The organism is Lutibacter litoralis, from assembly GCF_014646675.1.
Taxonomy (GTDB): Bacteria; Bacteroidota; Bacteroidia; order Flavobacteriales; family Flavobacteriaceae; genus Lutibacter; species Lutibacter litoralis.
Genome location: NZ_BMNS01000002.1, coordinates 226519 through 241425 on the forward strand (window position 1 = coordinate 226519; position 14907 = coordinate 241425).

The 14907-nt window shown below is 30.3% G+C and carries 9 protein-coding genes; 5 read left to right on the forward strand and 4 right to left on the reverse strand.

Annotation, left to right across the window (positions count from 1 at the left end; translation table 11 throughout):
• Positions 1-210: 210 nt before the first annotated feature.
• Positions 211-633, reverse strand: a complete 423-nt coding sequence (locus tag IEW75_RS03785) for a DM13 domain-containing protein (RefSeq protein ID WP_204744160.1) — start codon at positions 631-633, stop codon at positions 211-213.
• Positions 634-884: 251 nt separating this feature from the next.
• On the opposite strand from IEW75_RS03785, the gene metK reads away from it, so the two are divergent.
• Both metK and IEW75_RS03795 read left to right on the forward strand, forming a co-directional pair.
• Positions 885-2141 (forward strand): methionine adenosyltransferase, encoded by a 1257-nt coding sequence (gene metK / locus IEW75_RS03790; protein ID WP_134247416.1) that lies wholly within the window; start codon positions 885-887, stop codon positions 2139-2141.
• Positions 2142-2386: 245 nt separating this feature from the next.
• The gene (locus IEW75_RS03795) at positions 2387-3766 is read left to right on the forward strand and encodes an MFS transporter (RefSeq protein WP_134247415.1); all 1380 of its coding nucleotides are present in this window, start codon (positions 2387-2389) and stop codon (positions 3764-3766) included.
• A gap of 86 nt (positions 3767-3852) precedes the next feature.
• Here IEW75_RS03795 and IEW75_RS03800 read toward each other — a convergent pair whose 3' ends face one another.
• Complete coding sequence (locus tag IEW75_RS03800) at positions 3853-5157, reverse strand: M18 family aminopeptidase (protein ID WP_134247414.1); 1305 nt, start codon at positions 5155-5157, stop codon at positions 3853-3855.
• A 246-nt stretch (positions 5158-5403) separates the two neighbouring features.
• Between IEW75_RS03800 and IEW75_RS03805 the strand changes: the two genes are divergently transcribed.
• The 3 genes from IEW75_RS03805 (at position 5404) to IEW75_RS03815 (ending at position 11709) form a co-directional block, all read left to right on the forward strand.
• Entirely contained in the window at positions 5404-7557 is a 2154-nt protein-coding gene (locus IEW75_RS03805; protein WP_134247413.1) for a M3 family metallopeptidase, read from the forward strand.
• Between the two features lie 190 nt (positions 7558-7747).
• Complete coding sequence (locus IEW75_RS03810) at positions 7748-9046, forward strand: carboxypeptidase-like regulatory domain-containing protein (RefSeq protein WP_134247412.1); 1299 nt, start codon at positions 7748-7750, stop codon at positions 9044-9046.
• A 167-nt stretch (positions 9047-9213) separates the two neighbouring features.
• Entirely contained in the window at positions 9214-11709 is a 2496-nt protein-coding gene (locus tag IEW75_RS03815; protein ID WP_134247411.1) for a zinc-dependent metalloprotease, read from the forward strand.
• A gap of 64 nt (positions 11710-11773) precedes the next feature.
• Here the strand turns inward: IEW75_RS03815 and IEW75_RS03820 are convergent, their stop codons facing one another.
• Together IEW75_RS03820 and IEW75_RS03825 are read right to left on the reverse strand one after the other, a co-directional pair.
• A complete protein-coding gene (locus IEW75_RS03820; protein WP_134247410.1) occupies positions 11774-13429 on the reverse strand; it encodes a dipeptidyl-peptidase 3 family protein in 1656 nt (551 codons plus the stop codon).
• Positions 13430-14192: 763 nt separating this feature from the next.
• On the reverse strand, positions 14193-14885 hold the full coding sequence (locus tag IEW75_RS03825; protein ID WP_134247408.1) for a hypothetical protein: 693 nt from the start codon (positions 14883-14885) through the stop codon (positions 14193-14195).
• Positions 14886-14907 lie beyond the last annotated feature (22 nt).

The window sequence follows — 14907 nt, forward strand, 5'->3', positions numbered from 1 at the left end:
GTTCATTGTTTTTCTAATTTTTTTATAAAAAAAAAGCCTCTGATTTTTCAGAGGCTCTATTTTTATATATTATTAATATTTAATCAATAGCAGACTCTTTGAAATTTTCACACATCATATTACGCATATTGTTAAACATTTTATTCATTTTTTACCTTTTTGTTGCGACAAATGTAATTACATTTTTTTAATCTGCAATATTTTTTTTATTTATTTTAATTTCGCAGTTCCAAAACTAACCGAAAAATCAACACACCAAATATTAACAAGTTTATACTTTAATAAATCTGTATTTGACGGAATTGAGTACGTGAAATCATCCGAAACACCTTTTAAATCTCCAAGATCAATGTATTGAGTTGAGTTAGCATCAGTTGATAAATAAACCAATAATTTTGGTCCATTATCAGTTTTAAAATCTGTAAATGTTAGCACTGTTTTATCAGAATTAACAGCAACCTTTCCAGAAGTTGGGTGTGCTCCATCTATAAAATCTCCCATTACAAAAATGGTTTCATTCATAATATTTTCTTCATTTTCAATCTGCTCAAAAATAGTTTCTATTTCATCGGTTCCTGAGCAATTGCTAAATATTATAGCTAAAAGAATCAAAAAAGTTATTTTTTTCATCATAAATATATGTTTTATAATTAAAAGTCGTAAAAAGCTTAAAGTAATTACAAAAGATATTTTTAAAAATTATTTAACAGTTATTTTGCGTTTAGTTTTTAAATTTTCATAAATTTGCAAACGAAATATTCAAGAGGAAAAATTTGAACTGATTGCAACCTCATTAAAAAATGCTAAAGCAGTAATTACTTACTCCTTTTAGCGACCAACGCAATCACCTAAATTTTCTTCAAACAATTTAAAATTAAATAATTATGTCATATTTATTCACATCAGAATCTGTATCGGAAGGACATCCGGATAAAGTATCAGATCAAATTTCAGATGCATTAGTTGATAACTTTTTAGCTTTTGATCCAAATTCAAAAGTTGCCTGCGAAACGTTAGTAACAACTGGTCAAGTTGTTTTAGCTGGAGAAGTAAAATCTAACACGTATTTAGATGTTCAAAAAATAGCACGAGATGTTATTAATAACATTGGCTATACCAAAAGCGAATATATGTTCGATGGAAATTCTTGTGGTGTTTTTTCTGCAATTCATGAACAATCTCAAGACATTAATCAAGGTGTTGATAGAGCTAAAAAAGAAGAGCAAGGAGCTGGTGACCAAGGGATGATGTTTGGTTACGCTACCAATGAAACTGAAAATTTAATGCCTTTAGCGTTGGATTTAAGTCATAGAATTTTACACGAATTAGCAGCCTTAAGACGAGAAAATAGTGAAATTACCTATTTACGTCCAGATTCTAAAAGTCAGGTTACTATTGAATATACCGATGACAACGTTCCTTTTAGAATAAAAGATATAGTTGTATCGACACAGCACGATCAATTTTTAGAAGACGATAATGAAATGTTAGCCAAAATTAAAGCTGATGTCATTAGTATTTTAATTCCTAGAGTAATAGCAAAATTACCTGCATCAATCCAAGCGTTATTTAACGATAGTATAGTATATCATGTAAATCCAACTGGAAAATTTGTAATAGGTGGACCGCACGGAGATACTGGTTTAACAGGAAGAAAAATTATTGTTGACACCTATGGTGGAAAAGGAGCCCACGGTGGTGGTGCTTTTTCTGGAAAAGACCCAAGTAAAGTAGATAGAAGTGCTGCATATGCAACGCGACACATTGCAAAAAACTTGGTTGCAGCTGGTGTTGCAGATGAAGTATTAATTCAAGTTTCTTACGCAATTGGAGTTGCAAAACCAATGGGAATTTATGTAAATACGTATGGAACTTCTAATGTTGATAAAGCTGATGGTGAAATTGCAGAGATTATTGAAACTCTATTTGATATGAGACCAGCTTCTATTGAGGAACGTTTAAAATTACGTCAACCAATGTATTTAGAAACAGCTGCTTACGGACATATGGGGAGAGAAAATCGCATTGTAAATAAAACATTTAGAAATGTTGATGGCACAGAAGTTTCTTTTGATGTTGAATTATTTACTTGGGAAAAATTAGATTACGTAGATAAAATAAAATCAGCTTTTAATATTTAAAAAACGCTGTTATATACATAATACTTAAAGACTGTCTGATTTTTTTAGACAGTCTTTTTTATGAAATAAATTTGCAAAAACAAAAGTTTCCAAACTTAGAAAATCGCTCAACAATTATTAATAATATAAATCTCAACAAAATTAAACCACGTTTATTAAGAAATTAATACTCTAATTAATTTAAATTATTAAATAATGAATCGTGTAAAATTACTATCTTCGAAAATTATTTAAAAAAACCAAACATGTTTCAAAAATTAAAGGGATTTACGCGTGCCTTTTGGACAGCAAATATTGTTGAACTTTTAGAAAGAGGCGCATATTACGGTGTATTTATTGTTATTACACTTTATTTATCAAGAATTTTAGGTTTTACTGATGTAGAAGCCGCATTAATTTCAGGTATCTTTTCTGGAGGACTGTATTTATTACCAACTTTTACTGGCGCTTTAGCTGATAAAATAGGATTTAAATCATCATTAGTAATTGCTTTTTCATTATTAAGTATTGGATATTTTGGACTGGGTGCACTTCCAACTGTTCTAGAATCGATAGGACTTGTTGATTATTCCGAAGGAATTAAATTTACAGGATTATTAGAATCCTCTCAAAGATGGTCTATTGTTCCGATAATGTTGGTAATAATGATTGGTGGTTCTTTTATAAAATCTGTAATTACAGGTACTGTTGCTAAAGAAACAACTGAAAGCAATAGAGCATTAGGTTTTTCAATATTTTACATGATGGTAAATATTGGTGCCTTTTCAGGAAAAACCATTGTAAAACCACTACGTGTTTCTATGGGAGATATGGGGTTAGTTTACCTAAATTATTTCTCTGCCGCAATGACATTTATTGCTTTAATAATGATTATTTTCTTCTATAAATCTTCTAAAACCGAAGGAAAAGGAAAAACTTTAAAAGAGATTTGGACCGCATTAGTAAAGGTAGTTTCTAACGGAAGATTGATAACACTTATATTAATAATCACAGGTTTTTGGATGGTGCAACATCAATTGTATGCAACTATGCCAAAATATGTATTGAGAATGGCTGGTGAAGGTGCTTCACCGTCTTGGTATGCTAACGTAAACCCATTGATTGTAGTACTTACTGTTACATTAGTAACAAGATTAATGGCAAGCAAGACACCATTATTCTCTATGACAGTTGGTATGTTTATTATGCCTTTTTCAGCTCTTGTAATGGCTTCTGGAAATTGGATCAGTGGAGGTGAAATTGATCTTGGTATTATGAGTATGCACCCAATTGCATTAATGATGGTTCTAGGAATTGTTTTACAAGGTTTAGCAGAATCGTTTATATCTCCTAGATTTTTACAATTTTTCTCCTTACAAGCTCCAAAAGGAGAAGAAGGATTGTACTTAGGATTTAGCCATTTACATTCATTTATCTCTTCTGTTGTAGGTTTTGGTTTGTCTGGATATTTACTTTCAAAATATTGTCCTGAACCAAAATTATTTGAAACACACGAAGCTTGGCAAGCAGCCTCTGCAAATGCACATTATATTTGGTATTACTTCGCCGGAATTGCATTATTTTCAGCAATTTCATTAATAGTTTATGGAAAAGTAATAGAGCGTTTAGACGCTAAAAAGCAATAATTTTTATTCTGAAATAAATAAAAGCTGTCTGAAAATTTTAAAATTTTCAGACAGCTTTTTTATTAAAACAACTTTATTATTTTCAACTATTGAGCATTATAAAAACCTTCCAACGCTTTTGTCATATAAGTATGATCGTCTACTCCACTTGTCTCTCTAATGGAATGCATTGCCCACATTGGGTTACCTACATCCACAGAAGATATTGCCAATTGACCTGCGGAAACATTTCCTAAAGTTCCACCACCAAGCATATCTGAACGATTTACAAATTTTTGATACGGAATAGAAGCTTCTTTACAAATCATTTCAAAAACAGCACACGAGTTACTATCTGTTGTATATTTTTGATTTCCTTCAATTTTAATTACAGGTCCAGCATTAATTATTGGTCTATTTACTGGGTCGTGTTTATCTGGATGATTTGGATGCAACGCATGCGCCATATCCGCACTCACCATAAAAGAATTGTAAATTGCACGTTGGCTATCTTCTTCATTTTCACCTTGTATTGATAAAATTCTATTTAAAACATCTTTAAGTATTGGAGATCCAGCACCTTGCTTAGAACGACTTCCAACTTCTTCATTATCAAAAATTGCCAATACATTGGTTGAATTCTTATTGTTTGAATCTAAAATTGCCGATAATCCAGCGTGAACCATTGCTAAATCGTCTAACTTTCCAGAGCAAATAAACTCGTTATTTAATCCAATTATACTTCCTTTAGCTACATCATACAAGTTTAAATCTACTTCTAAAATATCCTCAATAGGAACATTTATAATTTCCGATAATTTAGTAGCTAACAATAAATCTTTATTCAAATCTTTATTAATTAATGCTGTAACCGGCAACATATCCACTTGCTTATTTAGTGCAATCCCTTCATTTACAGTTCTGTTAAAGTGAATTGGCAAATTTGGGATAATTAATATTGGTTGCTCAATAGTTACCAAATGTGTAATTGGATTTAAACTATTTTTACCTTTACAACTTACGCGACCTGCAATAGATAATGGACGGTCTAACCAAGTATTTAAAATAGGACTTCCGTAGGTTTCGGTATTAAACTTTATGTATTTATCTTCCACTGAAATTTCAGGAGAAGGTTTTATTTTAAATGTTGGAGAATCTGAATGTGCTGCAACAATTTTAAAACCGCTTGATGCGATATCCGAAGTACCTACTGTAAAAGCGAATAAAGAAGTATCATTCTGACTTACAAAATATTTTCCTTCTTTTTCAATAGCCCATTTATTTTTAAAATTTAGTTCAGAAAAATTATTTTCTAACAAAATGTTTTTTACATTTTTAACTACATGGTAAGGACTTTGACTTTTCCCAATAAAATCTATTAAATCTTGAGCATGTTTAAGGTTTGAGTTCATAAAAGAATCTTTAAATTAAATTGAATTTTTGAATAACAAATATAGAATATTATAAAAAAACAGTATCAAAAACACAGCGTTCTTTTTGGTTTAAGAATGTAAAAAAAACCATGTTGTTTCTTTATAAAAGAATTAACATTTCATTAACTAAATTTACCCCCTTAAAAACCTCCATTCTTTATGTTTTTAATTGTTAAATAATTAATTTTGATATAATTAAATCAATCTAATTAACAATTTACAATTATGGATAAAAAAACGCCTAAACTATTAACAACTATTACACTTTTTTGTGTGGCTTTAGCTTTAATAAGTTGCAAACAAACAAAGGAAAAAGAGGAAACTATGACAACTAACAATATATTGTTGCAAGAGTGGACAGGGCCTTATGGCGGTGTTCCTGCTTTTGATAAAATGAATATCGCAGATATTAAACCTGCAATTGAAAAAGGAATGGAATTAAACCTTCAAGAAATTGATGAAATAACGTCAAATTCTGAGGCTCCTACATTCGAAAACACTATTGTTCCTTTAGAAAAATCTGGTGAAGCTTTAGATAGAGTTTTTAGTTATTATGGTATTTGGAGTTCAAATATGTCTTCGCCTGAATTTAGAAAAATTCAAAGTGAGATGGCTCCAATTTTATCAGATTTCAGATCTAAAATTTCGCAAAATGCAGCATTGTTTCAACGTATAAAAACCGTTTACGACAATTCATTAAAAACACCTTTAGACACTGATCAACAGCGTGTTATTCAACTAATTTATGAAAGCTTTGCAATGAATGGCGCAGAGTTAGATGAAACTAAAAAATTGCGTTATGCTGCAATTAATAAAGAACTTTCAACACTTTACACCAATTTTTCGAATAATGTTTTAGCAGATGAAGAAAATTATGTGGTTTTTTTAACTGAAGATCAATTAGGTGGATTATCTGATGGAATGATAAAATCTATGGCAAAAATTGCTACGGATAAAGGACAACAAGGAAAATACGCAGTTCCGAACACACGTTCTTATATGGATCCATTTTTAACCTATTCAACGGAAAGAGAATTACGTAAAAAAGTTTGGAATAACTACTATTCAAGAGGTGATAATGCCGATGAATTTGATAATAATGAAAATATTGCAAAAATCTTACAATTGAGAAAAGAGCGTGTTGGATTATTAGGATACGATAATTTTGGAGATTGGCGTTTACAAAATAGAATGGCTAAAACACCAGAAAACGCTATGGATTTAATGAATGCTGTTTGGCCTGCAGCCATTGCAAGAGTGCAAGAAGAAGTTGCAGACATGCAGGCAGTTGCAAATACAAATGGAGATAATATTACAATAGAACCTTGGGATTACCGTTTTTATGCTGAAAAAGTACGTAAACAAAAATACGATTTAAATTCCGATGAAGTAAAACAATACTTACAATTAGATAAATTAACAGATGCTTTATTTTTTGTAGCTGACGAAGTGTTTAATTATAATTTTACACCAGTTCCAGAAGGAACCGTACCTGTTTTTCATGAAGATGTAAAAGTTTGGGAAGTTACAGATAAAACAAGTGGTGACCATATTGGATTGTGGTATTTAGACCCATTTGCACGACAAGGGAAACGTTCAGGAGCTTGGGCAACAACCTATAGAAGTCATACTACTTTTGATGGTAAAAAAACGGTATTAGCATCTAATAATTCTAATTTTGTAAAACCAGCCCCAGGAGAAGCTTTATTGGTTTCTTGGGATGACGCAACTACTTTTTTACACGAATTTGGACACGCATTACATTTCTTTTCTTCTGAAGTAAAATATCCAACTTTAAATGGAGGCGTTCGAGATTATACAGAATTTCAATCGCAAGTATTAGAACGATGGTTATCTACTGATAAAGTAATAAATCAGTTTTTAGTACATTATAAAACTGGTGAAGCAATTCCACAAGAATTGGTTGAAAAAATTAAAAAAGCGTCTACTTTTAATCAAGGTTTTTCTACAACAGAATACTTGGCTTCAGCAATTATGGATATGAAATTTCATTTAGCCGATCCAACAAATATTAATGTTGATGCATTTGAAAAAGAAACCTTAGAAGCTATGAATATGCCTAAAGAATTGGTAATGCGCCACAGAACACCGCATTTTGGACATGTATTTTCTGGTGAAGGGTACGCAACAGCATATTATGGGTATATGTGGGCAGATGTTATAACAGCCGATGCTGCTGAAGCATTTGCAGAAGCTCTAGGCGGGTTTTACGATAAAGAATTATCAGCAAAAATGGTAAAATATTTATTTGCACCAAGAAATTCAATGGATCCTGCTGAAGCTTACAGAAAATTTAGAGGACGCGATGCTAAAATTGATGCTCTAATGAGAGATCGTGGATTTCCCGTTACTAAATAATTTTAAAATAGATAACTAAAGTTTAGATACTAACAAACACTTTAAATCCGCTTAAATTAAGGAAGTGGATTTAAAGTGTTTTTTTATTTTATAGAGTTTTAAAATTTTAACAATTTGTTTTATTAAAAAATACAAATAATTACTAACTTGTAAAGTCAAAGCTTAATTCTATTTTTTTAAATCTTACATTATGAAAAATAAAGATCGCTTCCTAAAAAAAATGCTAAATCGATTAGTTGCCTGTGTTTTTTTAACATTAATTGTATTTCAAAACAATGGATACGCGAATAATGAAATTGTTCAAGATACCATAAAATTTAAACAATATAAAGGTAAAGTTATAGATAGTAAATCAAAAAAACCATTAGTTTTTGCAACACTTATAGTAAACAACACAAACATAAGTTCTATAACCAATACACAAGGAGAATTTCTGTTAAAAATCCCAACTGATTACATAAATCATAGAGTAACTATTTCTTTTTTAGGTTACACTAGTAAAGTAATTGACTTCAACGATCTAAATGAAAGTGATATTGTAATTAAACTTGAAACACATATTGAAGAGCTTTCTGAAATTAAAATAAATATTGAAGATGCAAATTCTTTAGTAAGAGCAATGTTAAAAAGTAGAGGAGATAATTATTTCGATTTCCCTACATCAATGACTGCTTTTTACAGAGAGACCATAAAAAAAAGGAGAAACTATGTGTCTCTTTCTGAAGCAGTAGTTGAAGTTAACAAGCAGGCATATACCAATAGTAAAAACGACCTCATAAAACTATATAAAGCTCGCAAAAACACAGACTATAACAAACTAGACACCATTACATTAAAGTTAAAAGGAGGTCCTTCTAGTACTTTAAAGATTGATGTTATGAAAAACCCATTGGACTTTTTTGGAAACGAAATTTTTGATAGGTATCAATTTAATTTTGAAACATCCACCAAAATTGATGATAAACCTGTATATGTAGTTAAATTTAAACAAAAAAAACATATTAAAGACCCTCTTTATTATGGTAAACTTTTTATAGATGCCAATTCTTTTGCCTTAGTAAGTACAAAATTTCACCTAAATTTAGAAGATAAAAAGGAAGCCAGTCGCTTATTTGTAGTTAAAAAACCTAAAAAGGCAACTGTTATTCCAACACAAGCTATTTATCAAATTAACTACAGAGAAAAAAATGGAAAGTGGCATTTTGGATATAGCAGAATTGAATTAGGATTTAAAATAGATTATGACAAACGGTTATTTAACTCTGTTTATAATATTGTTATGGAAATGGCAATTACAGATTGGGAAGAAATAACAGAAAACACTACAATAAAGTTTAGAGATCGGTTAAAACCATCTGTTATTTTAAGTGATGAAGTTCAAGGTTTTGCAGATCCAAAATTTTGGGGAGAATACAACGTTATTGAGCCTGAAAAACCAATTGAAAATGCCATCAAAAAAATTCAAAAACAGTTAGAAAAAAATAAATAATTTCATATTTTTAACTAAAATCTTTCTAGTTTTTAAACCATAAACCTTAAACCGTAATTTCGATAATTGCGGTTTTTTCTTTAACAAATTTTTAAGAAGTTTTATGCTGGGGTTTAATAATTTAGGGCTCTTATTTTAAATATCAATAATTAAACCCAATTAATAAAATGACTCGCAAATTTTTTACCACGGTTTTAACACTACTACTTATTGTTGGTGTTACGTCTCAAGCCGATGCTCAACGAAAAAAGAAAAAAGACAAAGAAACTGTTAAACCGACACCTCCTCCAAAACCAAAGAAAGGAGCAATTCAGCCCTATGCAAAGGTGATTACCAAAGATGCAAAAACTGATGATGGTTTATTTAAAGTTCATGTTGTAGATGACAAATATCTGTTTGAAATACCTGATTCTTTGTTAGAAAGAGAAATGTTAATGGTAACACGTATTGCAAAAAATACTTCAAACAACCAAAGTTTTGGTGGACAAAAAGCAAATACAAAAGTATTACGTTGGCAAAAAAAAGGAAAACAAATTTTATTAAGAGTTGTTTCTCATAAAGTTGTAGCCGATGAAGCACTTCCAGTACATGAAGCTGTTACAAATTCAAACTTTGAACCTGTCTTGTTTACTTTTCCAATTAAAGCTTTTTCAGAAGATAAAAAAGCAACCGTGATTGATGTTACAGATTTATTTGCAACCGATGTAAAAGCATTAGGTTTGCCAGAATATGTTAGGAAAGGCTATAAAATTACCAGATTAGATACTAAAAAATCATTTATAGATAGTATTCAAAGTTACCCTTTAAATATAGAAAGTAGACATGTAAAAACATATAGTGCAGGTGCTCCGCCTTCAAATTCTAGTACGGGAACAGTTTCTGTTGAAATGAGTAATTCTATGATTTTACTTCCAGAAGTTCCAATGAAAAGAAGAATTTTTGATGAACGTGTTGGCTGGTTTACATCAAGTCAGATAGATTATGGTTCTGAAGCACAAAAAAGTGAAAAAGTTACCTATTTAAACCGATGGAGACTAGAAGTAAAAGATGAAGATCTTGAAAAGTTTAGACGTGGAGAATTGGTTGAGCCAAAAAAACAAATAGTCTATTATATAGACAGAGCTACACCTGAAAAATGGAGACCTTTTATTAAACAAGGTATAGAAGATTGGCAAGTTGCTTTTGAAGCAGCTGGTTTTAAAAATGCCATTATTGCAAAAGACCCACCTACAAAAGAAGAAGATCCAGAATGGAGCCCAGAAGATGCACGTTATTCGGTAGTGCGTTATTTAGCATCACCAATTCCAAATGCAAATGGACCACATGTAAATGACCCAAGATCTGGAGAAATTTTAGAATCCGATATCAATTGGTATCACAACGTAATGAGCTTATTACAAGGCTGGTTCTTTGTACAAACTGCAGCAATTAATCCAGAAGCACAAAGTGTTGGGTTTAAAGATGAAGTTATGGGTGAATTAATAAAGTTTGTTTCTTCACACGAAGTTGGGCACACCTTAGGTTTACCCCATAATATGGGAAGTAGTGCTTCATATCCTGTTGACTCGTTGCGCTCTGCAACTTTTACTAAAAAACATGGCACTGCTCCTTCAATCATGGATTACGCACGTTTTAATTATGTTGCACAACCAGGAGATAAAGATGTTGCACTCATGCCAAATATTGGTGTGTATGATAAATATGCAATGAACTGGGGATACCGCCCAATTTTAGATGTAGAAACTCCTGAAGATGAGAAAGAAACATTAGATGGGTGGATTTTAGAACATGCAGGAGATCCTTGGTATAGATTTGGACATCAGCAAGCTAGTGATGTTGTAGATCCAAGTTCTCAAACTGAAGATTTAGGAGATGATGCTATAAAGGCAAGTTCATATGGAATTGCAAATTTAAAGCGTATTATGGAAAATCTTATAGATTGGACTTCTAAAAAAGGTGAAAATTATGACGATTTATCTGAAATGTACGGACATGTCGTTTCTCAATTTAACAGATATATGGGACATGTTTCATCTAATGTTGGTGGTGTTTATGAAAACTATAAAACTTCTGACCAAGATGGTCTTGTATATACACATGTTGATAAAAGCCGTCAAAAAAATAGTTTGAAATTTGTAATAGATCAATTATTTAAAACACCAACTTGGTTAATTGACAAAGATATTATTGGAAAAACTGAATATTCTGGAATTACAGAACGCGTTAGAGGTTTGCAAGTTAGATCATTAAACAATGTTTTAAGTTTAGGAAGAATGATGCGAATGATTGAAAATGAAACTTTAAATGGTTCAGAAGCTTATACCTTAGTTAGTATGATGAGTGATTTAAGAAATGGAATTTGGACAGAATTGCGTTCTGGAAGAAGCATAGACACTTACAGAAGAAACTTACAAAGAGCCCATATTGAACAACTTGCAAGCTTAATGACTGCCAAAGACACTAAAGGGTCTAGAGGTTCTAGTTATGTTAAAAGTACTGCTGTTACTGTAAAACAATCTGATATTATTCCTGTTGTTAGAGGTGAATTAAATCGCATTAAAAGAGACGCCCAAAGAGCTGCCTCATCTGCACCAAATACAATTACAAGATATCATTTACAAGATATTTCCAAACGCATAGATGCTATTTTGGAACCAAAATAATACACATAAACATATTACCCAAAAAAGCCTCCAAATTGGAGGCTTTTTACAATAACAATTCATATTATTGTTCTAACCCTAAAGCTTTTAAACCTTGTTCAAAAATAACATCTACAGGAATATTTTGTTCACTTAGCATGTCTAAATCTTTCTGTAAATCTTCAGATATTATTCCTTTTTCAGCAACCAATTTTGCAACACCATTATAATCACCATTTCCTTGTAACGTCAAAATTATATTTGATAACTCTCCCATTGCAGTCTGCATTTTGTCATAATTCACTTTATAAGTTCCATCTTCATTTTTAGTAAATGCCTCCTTTTCTTTAAAGAAATTAAAACGAATCATATTAGCTTTTCCATGCGCACTTGAAGCTCCAAAACGAACTGAGCGAAAAATTCCAGCCATAAAAGTGGTCATATAATCTTTTATATCTCCTTCTATTTCACCTTTTTCGTGCAATTGTTGTACCATATACAAACCTAAAATATCAGCTTTCCCTTCTTCTAATGCAGAGGCCAATTCTTTTAAGGAATTTCTTACAGTTCCTTTATTATTAATAGTGTTTTTAATTCCTAAACCATGGGCAACCTCATGAAACATTGTATTAGCGAAAAAAGCATCAAATGTAACGTAACTACGTTGACTTTCATCAATAATTATTTCCGAAATTGGAAGCATTATTTTATCAAATTTTGCACGCATTGCATTTTTAAGTTGCAATCTTCTTGTTCCTTTTTGTAACTGAACTTCTTCGTCATTTGGTAAATTAATAGCTATTGTTTTTCCCCCAGAATTACAGTCTCCAGCGTAATAAACAACATCATATGCATTTAAATCTGAATCTGTTCCTGGGATTTCCTTTTTATACAATTCATCAACTGGCAATCCTTTTTGTAATTCAGGTAAAAACTGTGCAAATTTCTCTAATTTTTTACTCCAAACTTGGTCTTTTATTAATACATAAGCTTCGTGCGATGCCTTATTTCCAAAAAGCTGATCCTCATAAGTTTCAATTGGTCCAATTACAATATCGAGTGTATTTGTTTTCATATCCATCCAAGCCAAATCACTTGCTTGATATTCGTCATCTAAAAATGCTTTTGCACGCAATTCAAGGTAGTTTTTAAGCCCTGCATTATCAGCTAATTTTGATGCTTCTATTAATAAATCTGAAACCTCTTTTACCTGACTTTCAAATTGCTTATGGTACCAAATTGTTTTTAAACTTCCATCATCATTTCTTCTAATAAAAGTGTATAAACTTGATTTATTATCAGAGGAAAATGCTTCAAATTCATCTTTAGTCATTTCTTTAGGATAATAATTTGCACCTAATGGCTTCTCTCCTATACCTTCAACAAAAGGTTTATTTCCGTCTAATCTGTCCCAAGGTCCATAATTAATTTCTACAAATTTTTTGGTATCCTCGTTAGTAATTTTAGCCATCAAAGCCTCCTTATCTCCATAAGCTTCAAACCAAAATAATGCATTCATTTTATCCGCAGCTTTTATTAATAAAGGCAACATTTTGCGTTCATTATCAGTTAATACACTTAAGTCTGACGTTAATTTAAAAGGCACATATTTACCTAAATTTTTACCCATATCAGTCAAATTTTCTTCAACTGTTACTTGTTTTACAGGTTTCCGAGCTTCTTTATCTTCCTTGCAAGAAAATAAAATTGTTAAAACTAGTAGTACTACTATTTTTTTCATGTGTATTTATTATTATTTTAGGGTCATGTGCTAGGTTAATAATCATTTTATTAATGATAAATTATTAGCATGTTCGTTTCAAAATTAGTTATGTAAATTAAAGTTTAAAATTAAGTAAAAAAATTATCAATTCTCTAACTATCTATTTTAAAATCATTCGATAAAGTAAATTTTCTAAATTCTTTTAATTGTGTTATTCGTTCATTTTTTAAGAATAAATTTTTTTTTAAATGAACTTTTTCTTGGCTATAAATATGGCAAATTGTTGACTGCAAATATTCCTAGTTGTTAATTTTTTTAGAAAGTCAAAATATTTGTCCACTTTAAGAGAAAAAATATTAGCGTTGTAACCAAGATGCTGACGAAAATTGCTCCTTGCCAATAAAATAATCTCGTTCCCCAATTTTCCCATGTTCCTTTGCTAAAAACTTCATTTTTGAAATAATTCTTAGAAATTCTCCAATAAAGAAATATGATTATTAAAAATAGTACTATTGCAATAATCCAAACATTTTCCATATTTCAATTTTTTAGTTGGTATGTTTTCAATTGTTGGTTAGTTATTTAGTTTAAAAGTAAGCATAAAATTCATGAGTTGTTATCAACTGGGGGTTTATAGTTCCTAATTATTGTAATAAGGTCATCTTTTTCTTTGAAATAGTTTGCTCTTGTAATTATGTTAATTGATGAAACTTTGTCAATCTGGAAATTACATTTTCTTAAGATTGCTCTCAATATTCCATTTATTTCTGATTTATTTCCTTTAAATCGATGTTTTAGTCTTTCTAATATTATATTCAGAATACAATGCTAAAAAGTAAAGAAAGGGAATAAAAAATAGAGTTAAGATAATTGGAAATAGAAAGAATTTTAATGAGCTTAAACTCATTATGCTTGAATAGTCATTTTTAAATCTGTAAAGTGAGTAAAATATCATTATTAATCCGAAAATACTCAATATTCTATTTGTGATTTTTTTTAATGATTTTTCCGAATCTTTCTCACTATAAATACTCAAATATGTATCTAAAATGACAAAAAATGATATTAGAGGAATAAGAATAAATTCAGTTATCAAACTAAAGGTGAAAAAGTTTGATATAAATTCAAAAAGAACTACAAATTTGAAATTATCAATTATTGTCTTTTTGAAAAATTTTCGAGGATCTGGTTGTTTGTGAAGATTAAGTATTGTTATAAAAGCAACTCCGAAGTACCAAAATATAGAATCTTTGATAAATGTAAAATCCCAAAATTCGATTAACGATAGAATCAATATAAGTGATTCAACATAAATTACTGAAAGAAGGAAAATAGTTGAAATTTTATTTACAAAAAATGCTTCTAAAACTTTTCCAAAGCTCTCAATATTATGCTTTTTTCGAAAAACATAAATTAATAATATTCCTATCCAGAATAATAATGCAATTTCTCTATTATTAAATATTTCTTTCAATATGATCTTTTTCAGCCCTTGT

What these genes read in the sequence shown, in the direction of transcription:
- metK (WP_134247416.1), top strand. Translation starts at nt 885, where the DNA reads ATGTCATATTTATTCACATCAGAATCTGTATCGGAAGGACATCCGGAT.
- IEW75_RS03800 (WP_134247414.1), bottom strand. Translation starts at nt 5,157, where the DNA reads ATGAACTCAAACCTTAAACATGCTCAAGATTTAATAGATTTTATTGGG.
- IEW75_RS03805 (WP_134247413.1), top strand. Translation starts at nt 5,404, where the DNA reads ATGGATAAAAAAACGCCTAAACTATTAACAACTATTACACTTTTTTGT.
- IEW75_RS03795 (WP_134247415.1), top strand. Translation starts at nt 2,387, where the DNA reads ATGTTTCAAAAATTAAAGGGATTTACGCGTGCCTTTTGGACAGCAAAT.
- IEW75_RS03815 (WP_134247411.1), top strand. Translation starts at nt 9,214, where the DNA reads ATGACTCGCAAATTTTTTACCACGGTTTTAACACTACTACTTATTGTT.
- IEW75_RS03785 (WP_204744160.1), bottom strand. Translation starts at nt 633, where the DNA reads ATGATGAAAAAAATAACTTTTTTGATTCTTTTAGCTATAATATTTAGC.
- IEW75_RS03810 (WP_134247412.1), top strand. Translation starts at nt 7,748, where the DNA reads ATGAAAAATAAAGATCGCTTCCTAAAAAAAATGCTAAATCGATTAGTT.
- IEW75_RS03820 (WP_134247410.1), bottom strand. Translation starts at nt 13,429, where the DNA reads ATGAAAAAAATAGTAGTACTACTAGTTTTAACAATTTTATTTTCTTGC.